The sequence below is a fragment of the Sporosarcina sp. FSL K6-6792 genome, from assembly GCF_038004885.1.
Classification (GTDB): domain Bacteria; phylum Bacillota; class Bacilli; order Bacillales_A; family Planococcaceae; genus Sporosarcina; species Sporosarcina psychrophila.
This window is the reverse complement of the sequence record NZ_JBBOSA010000001.1, coordinates 4,573,989-4,590,075: the sequence shown is the minus strand read 5'-3', so window position 1 is coordinate 4,590,075 and position 16,087 is coordinate 4,573,989. Positions and strand designations below refer to the sequence as shown.

Below are 16,087 nucleotides of genomic sequence, written 5' to 3'. Positions count from 1 at the left end.
TTGATTTCCCCAATGAATCCTCATGCCCAAACAGAGTTTCAACATTTGGGATTAGTATCGGATGAAGCTGGGCAACCGCAACAAGTCTAAATTGTGTATACCGAAAGTATGCGTGCTTACAAAACAATAATGTCTAGTGTATCATTGACATTTCAAGTCAATACCTAGAATTTGAAATAGGAGTGATCCTCTTGACCAGTACAATTATTTTAAATGACAAAGTAATTGATTTATGTAGTTATGAAGACGAAAAAGTAAATGGATTATATAAAGTTTCAGTTGAATTTAACGTAACAAGTGATGATTACCATGACATTACAACTTTACTTTACAATGGAACTTTTGACGTGAATATTCCTGAGCAAGACTTACTTTTTAGAGGTACGATTCATAATTATTCTACTTCCATTACAAATTTGTACGTAAAAGATCAAATCGGAAAGTTTAAATTGACTTTGTTAGAAGTGAGTCATAAAGAAGAGGAGTAGAATGGAGTTTAACGAGATTAAGCATATTTGTTCAGTTCCCGTTCTCTTTAAATAAAAATCGGTACCTATGCAACAAATAACAACGAACAATTCATACAATTACATAAGAATTTAAATGACACTAGATATTGAAAAAAATACCTAGCCCATGCCTAATAATCATGTAATTATAGTGGATTATCAGAATTGTTCCATGCATAGGTACCTGATATTTATTTTAGTCAGGATTTATAACAGCAATTGAATGATCGCTTCTTTCATTTGTTGAGCTGCTTTCTCTACTGTTGAGCGAGAGCAAGCAAGGTTCATACGGACAAATCCTTCGCCTCCAGGGCCAAAGACATACCCTTGATTCAAAGCGACTTTTGCTTTAGAGAGGAACAATTTTTCCAACTCTTCGGGCGTGAGTCCCAATTCCCGACAATCAATCCAAGCCAGATAAGTCGCTTCTAGTGGTAATACTTTTAATACGGGTAAATTGGATTTGAAATACTTCGTAATGAAGTGCAAATTTCCTTCAACATAGTCAAGAACTTCCTCCAGCCATTGTCCACCGTGATTATACGCGGCCTCTGTGGCAAGTGCACCAAATGAGTTCGACATAGTAACAGCGTATTTATCGCCTTCCATTACAAACTTCTCTCGTAGCGCTTTATTGGAAATTATGATATTCGATGTTTGTAAACCAGCAAGATTGAATGTTTTACTTGGTGCCGTACAAATGATGCTATTGTCAGCAAACTGTTCTGAAATAGCCGAAAATGGAATGTGTTTTCCAGGTTTGAATACAAGATCTTGATGAATTTCATCGGATACAACAAGGACTCCACGTTCCAGACAGATGTCACCGAGCCGTTTAAGTTCTGATTCCGTCCAAACACGGCCACCAGGATTTTGTGGATTACAAAGGAGAATCATTTTAACCGAAGAATCTATTTTTGAAATCAGATCTTCAAAGTCCATCTCAAATCTACCTTCATTGAACAGAAGTGGATTATATACGACCTGCCGATCATGATTTTGAATCGCTTTCATGAATGGATAATATACGGGCGGTTGAACAATGATTTTGTCACCTGGCTCACTAAAAGCTTGGACAATTAAATTTAAAGCGGTAACGACCCCTGGACTATGACAAATCCACTCTTTTTCTATTACCCAATTATGGTGGTCTTTCATCCAATCGATTATAGCTTCATAGTAGCTTGGCTTCCTCGTCGTATATCCAAAAATACCGTGTTCTGCTTGGGACTGGATTGCTTTGACTACTTCATCTGGAACTTTAAAATCCATATCCGCAACCCAAAGCGGAAGCAACTCTTTTTCACCGAACAATTCCTCTGTTGCATCCCATTTCACAGATGCAGTGTTCGAACGCTCAACTACTTTGTCAAAGTCGTATTTCATAAAAACCGCCCCTTTTTCTACTCATTTGAATTCAAATGCCCTAGTAAGTCTGACATTTTCTCTACTTAAAATTGGATTTCACTTCAAAGCTGTCTATTATGCAGCTCAGCACTAGCAGCTAGTCCTAGGACAAAAGTTGAACTTGAACCCGAAGCTGTCTATCCAAACCATATTTCGGATTGTTCCCTACAATGGTAACATAAGCGCAACCGTTAACATCGCACGAAACGCTTCCGAATCACTAAATTTGCCAATTCCTATATCTACTATTCTCCTTGTTGGAGTAACGCGCCCGTTTGCTTAATAGCGATGCTTCATCTCTGATTGGTAGTTTTATACAAAATTAATGATAATTTGTTGTCAATCAACGAAACAAACTGATTAACTAGTTACATGATCTAATCGTTAAATAACAAGATTAAAAAAATCAGACAACATATCACTGTCTGATTTCTCGCTACTGACTTAACATTTTAAATTTGAACTATGAATCCCTATTTTATGGTTTAATCAAATTTTTTTAGTTCTTTTTTCGCAAAGTAACTTTTTTAAAATAGTAATATACAATGAATCCTGAAAGAATAATGATTCCAGTCACATATTCATTGAAACCTTGTGAAAGCAATCCTGCCTGAATAAGAGTATAAACAAAGAATATAGTAATATTTCCTAATGCTGTTGCGATAATAAAATATGAAAGTCGAATGGTACTAACACCTGAAACACCGTTAATGATACTTGTAGGAGCAAAAGGAAATATTCTTGCCCCAAATACATACCATAGTCCACTCTGTTCTACTTTACTAATATTGGACAAATTAACTTTTTTCAGTACAAAATCTTGAAGGACATATCGAATACTTAGAAATACAATTATCGCACAGAGAATGCTCGTTAATATGCTCCACACGATACCTAATTGAAAACCAAAAAGAGTATTATTTATCAAAATGACAAGGAAAAGTGGTATTACAGGAAATGTATTATGAACCAACATAATCATGAAGGTAATGAACAAAGTGAAAGCTTTATTATCTCCTAATATAGAAGTGATAGACTCTATATTTCCGGAGATAATACTGCGAAATAAATCGGTATTTAAATTAACGAAGAACAAGATCATAATTACGAGAAAAATAATTGTCGCTTTTTTCCCCCTGTTCAATAAGCTCACCCTTCCTCGAAAACAATGCTTTAATTTTATATTCATCCTAGTGTTGATCTACCGTCTGGAATAGAAGTCCAATATTAAAGGCAATCGTTGATTACGGCCACTTGTGACATCTTATTTACCAGTCCACTCCAAGGGATTTACCACGCCACGCCAAATGTATTTGCCAGTTGTGTAATGCAATGTAGAAGTACAGACCTTTGCAACAAATTTGTACAGTTTTATGTTGACATTAAGAATCCACTCAACAATGCTCGGCGCTTTGGGATGCCTCCCGCAATAAGTCAGACAGATGGAGGCTAAGGAATGATACTAAACGCTTAATTGTATACATTGGATAGGTCCACATTATCAAGTTCATTTCAAAACATATTCTGCTAGCACGCTTTGTACTTTATAAACATTCAAGGATTTATTGAATTTCTTTTGAATTGGTACAGAACTTCCCGATAGCCAGATTTTCAGTTCAGCCTCCAGATCAAACGTTCCTGCAGTTTCTATCGAGAAATGTACAATACTTTTGTACGGAATGGAATGATACTCAACTTTCTTTCCTGTGACGCCCTGTTTATCTACAAGAATTAGTCGTTTATCCGTAAATATCAACAGATCTCTAATCAGTTTATATGCATGCTCCACCTTTTCAGTAAGTGCTAGTAAATCCTTCATTTCCTTCTCTACTTTGCTCACTTCAATTTCAGATACATTCCCCATTATGCCGTCAAAAATACTCATTATTATTCCTCCAATTCATAGTGATTTCTAAGCCTCTACTAAAAGGTACCCAGTACTAATACATTATATAATTGCCTCGGGACCAGATTCCTAAAATTATTGAACCATTCTCCCACATTATAATACTCATCTGAATCAATTCGTCCCGGTCAATCATTCGGACATCATTTCACTTCGCTAACATCAAAGACTGTTTCGTATATATACTGTTAGCAACCACTCATGCAGCTCTAGCATTATACATCTTAATCGCTGGAATCACTTCCTGAATCAACTTTAACACCAACTGGCTTTAAAGAGGTAGCTCCGTGTCAGACACAATGACGAACACTTCACATTTTCAAGTAATTACGCACAAAGTAAAGAAAAACTGCATGGATGTTGATTTATTTTGTATTATTATGAAATACTTGTATTTTTTTACTGAATAGGTACCTAAAATCTAAAACCCCTTAACCAATTTGCATAGGCTAAGGGGTTTCAGTGGTTCAATATTAGTAATCTTCATTTTGTTTGGAAGCAATTACATTTATAATAGACCCCAGTTTGCGGACTTGTATGTCAAATCGATCAACAGCGGCTTTACTGTTTGGAAAAACGATTTGCAGTGAGCCTTCCGATACACCAGTGATGTGGAATTTGTTGGAGTTTTTGTCCCTTGAAATGGTGGCAACCTTCCTTTCCACTTGCGTATAGGACTGTCGCGATATATTCTCCCGGATCATTTATTGAAAAACAGTCGGGAGCTGCGTGAAAAGGCTTATAATCACAAGATTTTAACTTGACTTCCTGTTGGATTGTTTTACCGTCCATGGAAGCTAGTGAAATCTTTTTCACCTGTTGTCCCCCTGTATTTACGAGAACTTCAGTCGTAAGGATGTCTTCTGACTCTTCAATTGTAAGTTTTAATTGTTTGTCTTCTTTCCTCACATGTACATAATACTTCCTATAGTCGTCAATTGAGTTGTCTTTACTGAATAGCTCTGCGCATAGGTACCTAAAATTATGAGCTCCCACTCAAGGATGGATTATTTTTATAGGTATAGGACAATATTACTATCATTCATGTTTAGTGCAATGCGCCTGCTCCATTATAAAACCTGCTTGATGATTTTCCACACCGATTTTTAAGAGTATGACTAACAAATCGGGGACAGCCCAGAATAGGGAATGCTTTTCATCATTTCTTCAGCGAATGTTTCTTTCCTTTCGTGTCTGTCACAATCAACTGCGTATCCGTCACTTCCATCCGTTTCCCAAGGATATTCGACAACTTGATTGTTTTTTTATCCAGTAAACTGTACTTGAAGACGCCTTTTTTATTGAAATAATACATCGTGGAGTGGTCATGCAGCACGGAAAGGAATTCTCCGCCCGCTTCGCGATTTCTATGGACATCAAAAAGGTCAAATGTTGCGCGTGCGTCAAAAGTAAATTCCTTCCTCTTTTCGCTGCTGCCATCCATCGCTGTGGAATAAAACACGAGCGTACTGTCCTTAAAATCATCCGGACCAATCGCGCGTGGACCCATATCTGTGTAGAAGATCCGGTCATTCCAAACAAACATATTACTCATCTGGCTCGGCTCTTTCATTTTCACCAAATCTTGTCCATCAATCTTCATCTTCATCACAGCGTAAGCGAATGGTAATTCATCCGCTTCATGAAATCCGCCGCTATAGTATGGGATGAAAATCTCTTCGTTATAGACAATAAATCGGGTATCTGAAAATAAGTATAAAGCACTGGAATAATCCCAACTGCTTATCGGTACGTCTTTGGACTTTAATAACACTTCACGTTTGTCGGTTGCCATATTTTTTTTGATAAGTTCAGAATACCCAACCTCATCCAAATCAATGAAATAGGTAAAGCCATCCTGTTCAACGGTTTTCCCTTTCGTGCTGACATATGAACGATAGCTACTGAGCTTCATCTTATCATCCATGGCACGGACTAAAAATGCCGAAAACTGTGCACGCGTGACAGAGTCTGATGGCATATATTTGCCGTTCGATCCGCCCGCGACACGCTGTTTTGCGATTCCGTTGATGTCTTGATAGGCCCAGTGTGACGGTGTGACGTCAATAAATGTTGCTTGCTTGTCGAGCGGCATGTCGAACGCGCGACGCAGGATCGCGGCCATTTGCGCGCGAGATGTTTTTTCACCAGGACGCATGTAGCCATTGTCGCCGCGGAGAATTCCTTTTTCATTCACCGTCGCCAGGATCTGATAATACGGTGATTTTTTGGATACGTCTTTGAATGCGACGGAGGTATTTTCCGTCAGTGGCATTTTTAATGCCTTGATGAGCATCGATGCGGCTTGCGACCGGGTGATTGGCTCATTCGGCTTGAATTTGCCATCCGGATAGCCGCCGATAATATTTCGGTCGGATAAATACATGATTTCATTTTTCGCCCAATGCTTACCCACGTCGGAAAACTGAGTGGCAGCCTGTGCTTGAAATGGGATCGCAGCGAAAATGAGCAGTAGAGCCGTCAATACGGCAGTCAGTTTACTTTTCAAAATGATAGAACCTCCTATTTTTTAATAAGGTGCCTGCGGAAAGAAATGATTCATTCCACAGGCACCTTAAATCCATACTGTTGAGTGGTTGGAAAACCAGTATGGTATCTCCATATAAAAAGCGGTACCAGTGTCTAATACAGTTCGAAATTGTGATGGATGCTGGTACCCTAAATTAATTTATACTCCTTCCATCAGTGGTCCACGTAGACATCCTTGTACATACCAATATTCATAATAGGGCCTAATTGCTCTACATACACATTGATGCCTAGGAAATAATTGTCGGTATTGTCCGGGAACTTAATGGAGAAAGAACCTGCTTTCTTGGCATCAGCGCGGAACAAGTTACTTTCTGGATCTCTTGTGACCACGGCAATCTGCTCGGCATCTTTTGGTAGTACATGTCTTCCTATCTCTCCATCTGCTCTCAAATCCAATGTCGCGGACGTCTTTTCCTCCAATATCCGCATGCTGAAATAAAAACTCGGGGCGGAACTTTCCACCACCATGCCATACCGTACTTCTTCTCCATCAGCAAAACGGACAGTGGCGATATACCGACCCGGTTTATCGATTCCGATACGGATATTATTATACTTGCCATTCTGATTGATCTCTTCAGCATCGTAGCAATCAGAGGGACTGTTCGAGAGACATTTGCTGAACTTCACGTTGTCAGATAGCTTATTTCCATCCATTGTGGAAAGCGAAACGTTCTGGACTTGTTCTTTAACACTGATTATAGCTGGTGTAGTTAGAAAATCTTCGGTCTCTTCCAATGTCAACTTCAGCTCGCCATCGACTTCTTTGATATGCACATAATACTTTTGGTAGTATTTCTTATCCGGATTTCCCGAATACACTAAAGCGACACTAAATGTACCCGTCCCTTCTTGTAGCGGGACTAAGTGGATCTTATCCGCCGTACGGCTATTGGGTTTATCGCTTCCTACCACTGCATGGAACAAACCGGTATCCTTATGATTGGAATCGAACATTTTAAACTGGTCCCACTTGTAGTCGCTTGCCCGCACCGTAACAATCGGCGCCTTCGCTTCCTCCGTCGCCTTCAGCATTTTAGCCGCTTGTCCTCTTGTAATGGACTCATTCGGGCTGAACCTGTCAGCAGATTTTCCTGTAGTGATGCCAAGTCTGTAGATGGTCAAAATATTCGGATCATGACCTGTCCCACGTTTCACATCTTCAAATGGACTTTTATACGACGTGAAGTCATAACGCGGCAAATCGAACGCTTTAACGAGAATCGAAGCCATCTGTCCACGTGTAATTGGATCGTTCGGACCATAACGTCCATCCCCATAGCCGCTGATGATGCTTTTTTCCGCCATAGCTGCAATGGCTTTGTAGTAGCCGTTCGCTTTCGGGACGTCTTTAAACCCTGGATCTTTCACTTTAGAGGTGTCCAACTTGATCATCTTCGCGATGATTGCGGCCGCCTGTCCTCTCGTGATAGAGTTTCCGGGTTTGAATGTGCCGTCCGGATAGCCTCCGATAATATTGCGTTCCGCCAAATTATAGACTGCTTCTGCAAAATGTTTTGATGATGGTACGTCTGAAAATCGCTCTGTACTTGCTGCAAACGTGCCGGATAAAGGCAAACCGCAAGCGAGCAATAGTGCGCCGAGTACCATAATAAGTTTCTTCCTCACTCACATTCTTCCTTTCTATTCTAGTAGTAGTTTTTGATATAGAAGAAACTATTCGCTATTACCAATGTTTTTCAAACTAGCTGATGGAAAACCAGGTTGGTGTCTCTATATAGTGAGCGGTTGGTTGACGGCTACTTCTTCTGGACTGCTGCCAACCTGGTTTTCCGAAAAAAATTACGGCGGGGTTCCCATACCCCTCCTTTGCTATTCTGCTATCACCCAACGATCTGAGCCTGCATCCTGCTTCATTGTAAACACCCGCTCCGCTACCCCTTCTCGCTCATATTGGTAGTGGATTTCAAACTCATTCTCAGAAACAGGAGCCGTTTTCCGATAAGATGCCTCTAAAAACAGTTCACCTAACCGGCTAATTTGTGTAAACGCAGGCGTTTCCGGCAAATTTCCGAAGCCCAACAGTTCGTCATACAAATACAAATCAAAATATTGCTCCGGTGTATATTCACCAGTAAGCTGTCCGGATAAATAATCCATATACATCGAATGGGTACGCTCTTCCGTTGCTATGCCTACAACTTCTCCATAAATTTTATGCACTGGGGTAATCGCTGCCCCCTGCACCGTTTTACTTGCTGGAAAATGGTTCACTAATAAATATTCGCGCGCATTCAATAGCTGGTCGTAACCTCCTACAATCGCGATTCCCTGTTTTTCATAACGATCCCTAATTTCAGATGGCAACGGTTTGCCGTTTATCTTCAACTGGCCGTTTTTCAGCACGACACGATCCCCCGGGACAGCAATCACCTCGTAATAGGCATCCATATATGTCGGTAAATGACTAGTCGTATTTGTCATCGTGCGTACAATGTCGCCCGCCTCATAGACAACCTCATCGAATAAATTCGCTTTGCGCTCAATGACCGTATGGAATGCATCCGAACTCCCTGTTAATGAAAATTTTTCTTTATCCACATAATATAGACCGTCGACTTGATCAAAATTCGGAAGTGACGCAAATTCCTCATAATCAACTGCTGACAGTTGATTCTTCTTCTGCAGTGCCGAGATTTGCGCCAAGTCATCCAGTGGATCATATGGGACACCTGGTCCCTTATTTGAAGAAAGAAAATTCAGAGGGTCGATTGTGAGTATAAAAAACAGTGCAACTACAGGAATCGCCGCAGAGACAAATAGCACTTGCCAAGAAAACTTTTTAACCGGTGGCCGTACACGTTCATGTACACGCTGCTTTATCCGCCTTTCCTGCTTCGATGTATCGCCCATCATTTGATCGAGCTTACTTTTGAAATCACTCAATTGCTCTCTACCTCCCCGTCCTCTTCCTCAAAAAATTCCTTTAGCTGCTGCTTTGCCCTTCGCAGACGTGTTTTCACGGTATTTTCATTCAGCTGCAGATAGTTTGCTATTTCCGCTATAGATTGCTCGTCATAATAAAATAATATTAAAGGCTCGCGGTATTTTAACGGAAGCTGGAAAAGATTTTTTTCAAGTGTGGCCAGCCGCTCTTGCTCCAACACTACTTCTTCTGCGCCTTTTGTCGAAACAAAGATTGTATCGAACAGTACATCTTTTTTATGCTTCCACGAGCGCAAATAATCTTTTGCACGATTGGCTGTCATTTTCGTTAAATAGGTCTTCAAGGATGCCTCATTGCGAAACTGGTCACTCTTTTGAAAATACGTAATAAATACTTCTTGTACAACATCCTCGGCAGTCGACCAATTCTTCACATATAAATAAGCGATACGCACTAAATAACGCGAATGCTCATCGATTATTTGATCAATAGTACTCATTTACAAACCCTCGCCCTCTTCTACGGCCACGTCATATCCCCCTCCACATACGCAACAAATTTCTCAAACGACTTTTTTTCTGTACTTCCATATCGGCATACTTCATAATTTGAAGTCTTCCTATTTGCATACCCTTCGGTTGTCGTAAAGCCAATCAGCACCCCTGCCTCTTTAGCCGCCGCGATGAAATCCTCAGTATAATGCCCATACGGATAGGCTAATGAAACCGCTGCCGGCACTTGCTCAATATTTTGCTGTAAATCCAAAAGAATCTCTTCTTTTGAACGATCTAACGCAATACCTGCACCTGAAACCTTATTAAGTGAATGCAATTCATATGTATGTGCTTCGAACTGGAAAACATCCGCCAGCTCTTCTAGATCTGCAGCAGTAAAAAACTGCAGCGGACCTTCCGCATCAAACAGCTGCGCTCCCTGCGCCCGATCCGTACGTGAGGAAATAATGTGCTGAAGCGCACGAAACCCGTAATGCTTCAAGACGGGATATGCATACTCCTTCGTTGACAATAACCCATCATCGAATGTAATGAGCACTGCTTTGCTCGGTACAACAAGACGCCCTTCCAAATAATCATACAGCTGATGTGCCGTCAGCGTCTCGAAATGATGATCCGCCAAGTACCCCATCTGCTGCTCAAATGCTTCCAAGGAAGTCGTACTATCCATCGTTCTCATCGACTCGCGAGGCAAAACCTGATGGTATACAAGCACTGGTAGACCCGCATCCATTGCAACGGACTGCTTAGAAATATATCCCGGTCGCTCTCCTATTGTAAGGATATACCAATCCTCTTCCTCCCGTACAATCGGATAGCGAAACCCTTCTTCCAACTCCAGTATTACGCTGCTCTGCAAATCAGCATCCTCGTAAACTGCCGTTTTTTGCAGCGTATGAACCGCAGCCAACCGCTCCGTATGTACAACTGTCGAAAGCCTCTTTTTTTCAACCGTCGCCTGCCCCTTACGGACAAAGGCTGTCATATTTCCCAATCGAAGCTCATAATATGCCTCATCCTCACCTGTGATAGCAACGGGCTGATCTGCCTCCAACTCGCCAATCTGCGTCAAGGCCGCCCCTTTCATGTAAATCGGCTGACGTTCCTGCACTGTCAACACCCGTTCAAATACCCGCTTCGTGAGAAACCGCTCCGCTTCCTTCCCCTGCGCAAACACTCTTCCTTGCGATTCAACCAAAATCCATATCGCACCAATACTCATTATAAATACAATCAAGCAAACAACAAACGACAATTTACTGGAAATCTTCCTCATTCCTTTACCTCCACTGTCTATTAAGCAACGTACAGACGTAGGTTTTCAGAAAAAGTTTCAAAAGTATTTTAAAAAGTTTTTTAGGGACGGGAGAATCTATGCGGAAGCGGGCGACTACACGCAAAGATGAGGATACTTCATAGGTTAATCCCTCATTTGAATTAGCTTTTGTATTTCTTGATAAATAAATCCGTTTGTCATTTGTTTAGCCCATCGCACGCAGGTATTTGAAGATACGCAAAAAACTCAGCCCTTTTTACGTACAAGGCTGAGTTGCATTCTTTTCTTTACACTTTCAGTAAAACTTCTAACTACTTTTAATCGGTAATAGTATCAATCTAGAACTTTAATTGTAACCGTTTTACGTCCCCAATTTAGTGCGTCTTGCTCATTTTCCATAAAGACATCAATTCTTTTCCCCTTAATAGAACTGCCAGTATCTCCCGCAATGGCTTCTCCGTATCCTTCAACCCACACACGTGTTCCTAGTGGGATTATTAAAGGGTCAACCGCGATGACCTTTTTGTCAGGATTTGAACGCAAGTCAATACCCGATGCCGTTACACCCGAGCATCCTTCACAATAAGCTGTATACGCTGTTGCTGTAACTGTCATCTCATTAGTTGCTGAAGCAACAGCTTTCTTTATAACATTGTTAGTAGATGTTTGTGCTGAAGCAGTTTTTGAACCTTCTACAACTAATTTTTCTCCTGGGCGGATGATATCACTTGAAATACCATTCTTATTTTTTAATTCATCCACTGAGAGGTTGTTATTTTTCGCAATTTCGAAAAGAGTATCACCCTTCACAACTACGTGTACTTCCATCTTATCTTCCACTTTTAGTTTTTGCGACGGATAGATACGAGTAGAATTTAATCCGTTCAAAGTTTGTAATTCTTCTACGCTTACATTAGCCTCTTGTGAAATAGACCATAATGTCTCTCCCGATTCTACCGTATGGACGCTAGATGCAGATGCTTGACCCGCCGCCCCTACTGATAATGTTGCTAGTGCCGCTAGTGCAATGATGTGTTTTTTCATGTGATGAATTTCCTCCCTTTCACTAACCTGCATTAGCATAACACCCGAAGATATCATAGCCGTTACAGAATTGTGTGCAGGAGATATCAATCGCGTGACACTATTCACCTCATTGATTTATTTGTAATAAAAAGTGCGGGAGTGACGGGGTTTTAGTACGGAATTGAATGCAATCTATTAATGTATAAATATTACAAATAAGCGGGAATTATAATAGAAAGGGATTCTGTCTTCGAAAAAATCATTTGAACAAGCTGATTTAGATGACACAGATATTGCAATAACCTGATTTAAAGAGTGTTCAGTTCAATAAGGCGCAGGCTAAGAAAGATGCAGAAGTTTTGTATTTCCATCGTAGTGGGAGACGGTCATGGTACAATGTGGTAAACAGTCATTGTGTAGTAGGAGGCATGGAACATGGAGCAAGAAAAAGACAAAGTTAGTGTTAAAAGTGCAGCTACTTGGTTTTGGAAATGGTTTTTAAATAATAAAGTTGTAACTATTTTATTGGTCTCATTATTGGTTTTGCTAAATCTCCTTGTATTTTCTAAAATCACGTATTTATTTAATCCAATCAAAGGATTTTTCAGTGTGATTGGTTTACCCATTTTAATGGCGGGTATTTTATTTTATTTGTTTAATCCTTTGATTGATTGGATGGAAAAAAAGAAAATCCCACGTATAGCTGGAATCGCGATTGTCTTTATGATCATTATTGGTTTGGTTGTGTGGGGGATTATCATTCTAATTCCAATCATACGTGAGCAGACAATGAGTCTAATTGAAAACTGGCCGAATTATTGGGACAAGGTCATTGCTCAATTCGATAATTTATTGAGAAGTAATATATTTTCCCAATTACAGGTTCAATTGACCGATGTAAATCAAAGCATTATAAAATCTATTTCTGAGCAGGCAAACAGTGTCGTGAATTCAACCTTTTCCGGAATTGGTAGTGTGCTAGGAACAATGACTAATATTGTAATTGCCCTTATTACGATGCCAATTATTTTGTTCTTTCTATTAAAAGATGGTCGAAATTTACCTTACTATACAATGAAACTCATTCCGACTAGGATGCGATTAAGTACATATAACTTATTAAAAGAAATCAATACGCAAATTAGTCAATATATCCGCGGCCAGTTATTGGTAGCTTTTTTTGTTGCATTAATGTTCTGGATTGGGTTTGCAATTATCGGTCTTGAATATGCAGTGTTACTAGCGATATTAGCTGGGGTATTAAATTTAGTGCCCTATTTAGGTTCTTTTCTGGCAATTATTCCAATCTTAATCATCGCATTAGTATCTTCACCCGGGATGCTTGTTAAAGTAATAATCGTTTTTGCCATTGAACAAACTCTTGAAGGACGGCTAATACAACCATTAATTTTAGGCAGTAATTTGAAAATACATCCAGTAACCATTATTGTAGTCTTGCTGACGGCTGGGAAATTATTTGGTATTCCTGGAGTGATTCTTGGTATTCCAGCGTATGCCGTAATGAAAGTGATTTTTGAGCATCTATTTATTCGGTACCAGACATATTCAGGTTTATATGAGCAGGACTATAATCCCGCCCCTAAACCAAGCACGCCTATTGAGAAGAGAAAAAAATAAGTGGCTGTGCAGGATGCTATACAGATCATCTATTATTTATTCATGCGACAAAATCATTTCTATTAACGAATAAAAGAGGTGCCTGTGTCAGACACAAAGAATAAAATTCACACATTCAATTAATCATACAAAGAAGATCAGACATCCACACAGATGTCTGATCTTCTTTCTAAATATATTACTGAAATGCACTCCCTAAATAGCATCGCTCGCAAGTTTCCGAAATTCATATTATGAAAATGAGCAAACATACGGAACTGTTTGATCTTGTATTTTGAGGAAGTTTTCTAAACCTTCCCTATCCATTTGCATGGTAGCTTTAAAAATCGGTACACCACACACCCGCAAACTTTGTATTTATTTGGATGCCTGTTTTCTATTCAGTATTCACTACCAGTTAGCTGGAAGGAAAAGACTGGGTGGAAAAGTGAGAGTAGAAATAAAGAAGCACTAAATAGCTATAAAGTATACAACTTCACGATATAAAAAGAGTGTGAATCTAAATGACGACTATGCAAGGTGAAATAGATAGTTGAATGTAAATAAGAAGGGAGCCAATTCAACGCGATTGGCCCCCTCACATTTTTAATCAATTACGGTTTATTTACTAGGTAGTTTTGCACGCAAGTAGCAGTCATTATTCGATTACATATCTGAATTTATTTCATAGATTTGCGATGCGGAAATATTAATCAGGCCATTCATTTCCAGCACGGTGATTTTCATGCCGGACGTGATGCCCGATACCGCGTCGCCGGGCTGCCCAGTCCTCCAGTAAACATGATTCTCAAATTCCACTTCGACCGTCCCTACTTTCTTCGCAGTGACGCGAAAGACATTGGTTCCGGAATCCCTTGTCATCTCCGCAATCTCTTCAGCATTTTTCGTTACGATCTTATGCTTGCCAATGTTTTCGGCCGCTTCCTTGTCATAGTAATCGTTATGATCGAACAGTGCTTTCATGTCGAATACGTAGGTCAGCTGCTCCCTTAATGTCTTGATATCATAGTGGAAGTAGGCTCTTTCCGGTTTTTTCGCTTCGATGGCGTATCGCACTTCCTTGCCTCCAACGAGACGCGCCTTGGCAATATAGCTACCCGGCTCATCAATGGCCAGGCATACGTTTTGCGTCCCCTCGCATTTCTTGTATGCTGCATTGTCGTTCAGTAACTTCCCTTCCACTGTGGAAAGACTGATGTTCTCGACCTTTTCGCCGGCATATACTGCAAGCGGTGCTTCTGTCGGCAGGTAGTCATTCGTCTCTTCCAAGGTCAGTTTCAATTCGCCAGTCACTTTTTTCACATGCACATAGTACTTCTTAAAGATATGTCTATGCTGTTCAATAGGAACATTCCCATTGTACCCGATCAAGTTAAGCATGGCTGTTCCTTCCTTCAGCGGAATAAGCTGCAGGCGGTCTGTTGAATAGCCAGCTATACCGTCCACAACAATCGGTTCGTAGAGGTCCTCGCCCGTTCTCCATTTAACGTTGTAGATCCCATCCATACCTAATTCTTTCGCTTCGAGCGATACCATCGTCGGTTTCGATTCTTCGGTCGCTTTCATCATTTTTGCCGCCTGGCCTCTCGTCACGGGCGCGTTAATGCTGAACCGGTCAGGAGATGTTCCGCCCGCGATGCCCAGTCTATAGAGAATAAGGATGCTGGAACCGTGCGACTCGTACCCAACGACGTCCTTGAACGGATTTTTGGTGGCTTCGAAACTATAGCGTGGCAGATCGAACGCTTTGACGAGAATCGAGGCCAGCTGCCCCCGTTTGATTGGATCATTCGGCCCGTAGCGACCGTCCTCGTAGCCCCCGATAATATTTGCCTCGGACAGCGCGGCAATCGCTTTATAATAACCGTTCGATTCCGAGACGTCCTTGAAATTCGGTTTCTTAACGTTCGTTAGATCCATTTTCTTCAATTTCGCAATGATTGCGGCTGCCTGGCCTCGCGTAATCGGATTGCCAGGCTTAAATGTGCCGTCCGGGTACCCTCCGATGATATTGCGTTCAGCAAGTTCATACACCGCTTCTGCAAAATGCTTTGTCGTCGGTACGTCAGAGAATCGCTGTTTGACCGCTGCGTTGCCGGTTAAAGGCAAACTGCACACAAGCACCAGTACACCAAATATTGTAAGTAGTTTTTTCTTCAATTGTTGCCATCCTCTCTATTTCATATGTTTCTTTCTTGTAAGCAACGTACAGACGAGAGATTTCAGGAAAAGTTTCAAAGAAATATAGAAAGAATAAAAGACGTACGCTGTGTCAGACACAAAGACACACAATTCACATACTCAAGTAATAATACAAACAGTATAGAAAAGTCACATAGGCATTGGTTT

Annotated in this window: 13 protein-coding genes; 2 read left to right on the top strand and 11 right to left on the bottom strand. The window is 40.6% G+C overall.

Features of this window, described 5'->3' with window-relative positions; genetic code table 11:
• Nucleotides 1–191 precede the first annotated feature (191 nt).
• Nucleotides 192–488 (top strand): DUF3219 family protein, encoded by a 297-nt coding sequence (locus tag MKZ26_RS21965; protein ID WP_340767545.1) that lies wholly within the window; start codon nucleotides 192–194, stop codon nucleotides 486–488.
• A 228-nt stretch (nucleotides 489–716) separates the two neighbouring features.
• Here MKZ26_RS21965 and MKZ26_RS21960 read toward each other — a convergent pair whose 3' ends face one another.
• The 10 genes from MKZ26_RS21960 to MKZ26_RS21915 all read right to left on the bottom strand — a co-directional run bounded on the left by MKZ26_RS21960 (nucleotide 717) and on the right by MKZ26_RS21915 (nucleotide 12,118).
• Nucleotides 717–1,895, bottom strand: a complete 1,179-nt coding sequence (locus MKZ26_RS21960; protein WP_187045290.1) for a MalY/PatB family protein — start codon at nucleotides 1,893–1,895, stop codon at nucleotides 717–719.
• A 520-nt stretch (nucleotides 1,896–2,415) separates the two neighbouring features.
• On the bottom strand, nucleotides 2,416–3,060 hold the full coding sequence (locus tag MKZ26_RS21955) for a TVP38/TMEM64 family protein (RefSeq protein WP_340742438.1): 645 nt from the start codon (nucleotides 3,058–3,060) through the stop codon (nucleotides 2,416–2,418).
• 363 nt (nucleotides 3,061–3,423) lie between these two features.
• The gene (locus MKZ26_RS21950) at nucleotides 3,424–3,801 is read right to left on the bottom strand and encodes a PH domain-containing protein (protein WP_067210880.1); all 378 of its coding nucleotides are present in this window, start codon (nucleotides 3,799–3,801) and stop codon (nucleotides 3,424–3,426) included.
• 582 nt (nucleotides 3,802–4,383) lie between these two features.
• The gene (locus tag MKZ26_RS21945; RefSeq protein ID WP_340767544.1) at nucleotides 4,384–4,731 is read right to left on the bottom strand and encodes a hypothetical protein; all 348 of its coding nucleotides are present in this window, start codon (nucleotides 4,729–4,731) and stop codon (nucleotides 4,384–4,386) included.
• A 250-nt stretch (nucleotides 4,732–4,981) separates the two neighbouring features.
• Entirely contained in the window at nucleotides 4,982–6,331 is a 1,350-nt protein-coding gene (locus MKZ26_RS21940) for an S-layer homology domain-containing protein (protein ID WP_340767543.1), read from the bottom strand.
• A 194-nt stretch (nucleotides 6,332–6,525) separates the two neighbouring features.
• Nucleotides 6,526–8,004, bottom strand: coding sequence for an S-layer homology domain-containing protein (locus tag MKZ26_RS21935; protein WP_340767542.1), 1,479 nt, complete (start codon nucleotides 8,002–8,004; stop codon nucleotides 6,526–6,528).
• A 204-nt stretch (nucleotides 8,005–8,208) separates the two neighbouring features.
• Nucleotides 8,209–9,282, bottom strand: a complete 1,074-nt coding sequence (locus MKZ26_RS21930) for a S26 family signal peptidase (RefSeq protein ID WP_340767541.1) — start codon at nucleotides 9,280–9,282, stop codon at nucleotides 8,209–8,211.
• Nucleotides 9,279–9,782, bottom strand: a complete 504-nt coding sequence (locus MKZ26_RS21925; RefSeq protein WP_067210890.1) for a sigma-70 family RNA polymerase sigma factor — start codon at nucleotides 9,780–9,782, stop codon at nucleotides 9,279–9,281. The genes MKZ26_RS21930 and MKZ26_RS21925 overlap by 4 nt, the downstream gene beginning before the upstream one ends.
• Nucleotides 9,783–9,802: 20 nt before the next feature.
• Nucleotides 9,803–11,074, bottom strand: a complete 1,272-nt coding sequence (locus MKZ26_RS21920; protein WP_340767540.1) for a polysaccharide deacetylase family protein — start codon at nucleotides 11,072–11,074, stop codon at nucleotides 9,803–9,805.
• A gap of 333 nt (nucleotides 11,075–11,407) precedes the next feature.
• Nucleotides 11,408–12,118 carry a LysM peptidoglycan-binding and 3D domain-containing protein gene (locus tag MKZ26_RS21915; protein ID WP_340767538.1) on the bottom strand — a complete coding sequence of 237 codons (711 nt, stop codon included), beginning with the start codon at nucleotides 12,116–12,118 and terminating at the stop codon, nucleotides 11,408–11,410.
• Nucleotides 12,119–12,535: 417 nt separating this feature from the next.
• Here MKZ26_RS21915 and MKZ26_RS21910 point away from each other — a divergent pair, with 417 nt between their 5' ends.
• Nucleotides 12,536–13,738, top strand: a complete 1,203-nt coding sequence (locus tag MKZ26_RS21910; RefSeq protein ID WP_340767537.1) for an AI-2E family transporter — start codon at nucleotides 12,536–12,538, stop codon at nucleotides 13,736–13,738.
• 645 nt (nucleotides 13,739–14,383) lie between these two features.
• Here the strand turns inward: MKZ26_RS21910 and MKZ26_RS21905 are convergent.
• Nucleotides 14,384–15,898 carry an S-layer homology domain-containing protein gene (locus MKZ26_RS21905; RefSeq protein ID WP_340767536.1) on the bottom strand — a complete coding sequence of 505 codons (1,515 nt, stop codon included), beginning with the start codon at nucleotides 15,896–15,898 and terminating at the stop codon, nucleotides 14,384–14,386.
• Between the last annotated feature and the right edge of the window lie 189 nt (nucleotides 15,899–16,087).

What these genes read in the sequence shown, in the direction of transcription:
- MKZ26_RS21960 (WP_187045290.1), bottom strand. Translation starts at nt 1,895, where the DNA reads ATGAAATACGACTTTGACAAAGTAGTTGAGCGTTCGAACACTGCATCT.
- MKZ26_RS21950 (WP_067210880.1), bottom strand. Translation starts at nt 3,801, where the DNA reads ATGAGTATTTTTGACGGCATAATGGGGAATGTATCTGAAATTGAAGTG.
- MKZ26_RS21925 (WP_067210890.1), bottom strand. Translation starts at nt 9,782, where the DNA reads ATGAGTACTATTGATCAAATAATCGATGAGCATTCGCGTTATTTAGTG.
- MKZ26_RS21920 (WP_340767540.1), bottom strand. Translation starts at nt 11,074, where the DNA reads ATGAGGAAGATTTCCAGTAAATTGTCGTTTGTTGTTTGCTTGATTGTA.
- MKZ26_RS21915 (WP_340767538.1), bottom strand. Translation starts at nt 12,118, where the DNA reads ATGAAAAAACACATCATTGCACTAGCGGCACTAGCAACATTATCAGTA.
- MKZ26_RS21910 (WP_340767537.1), top strand. Translation starts at nt 12,536, where the DNA reads ATGGAGCAAGAAAAAGACAAAGTTAGTGTTAAAAGTGCAGCTACTTGG.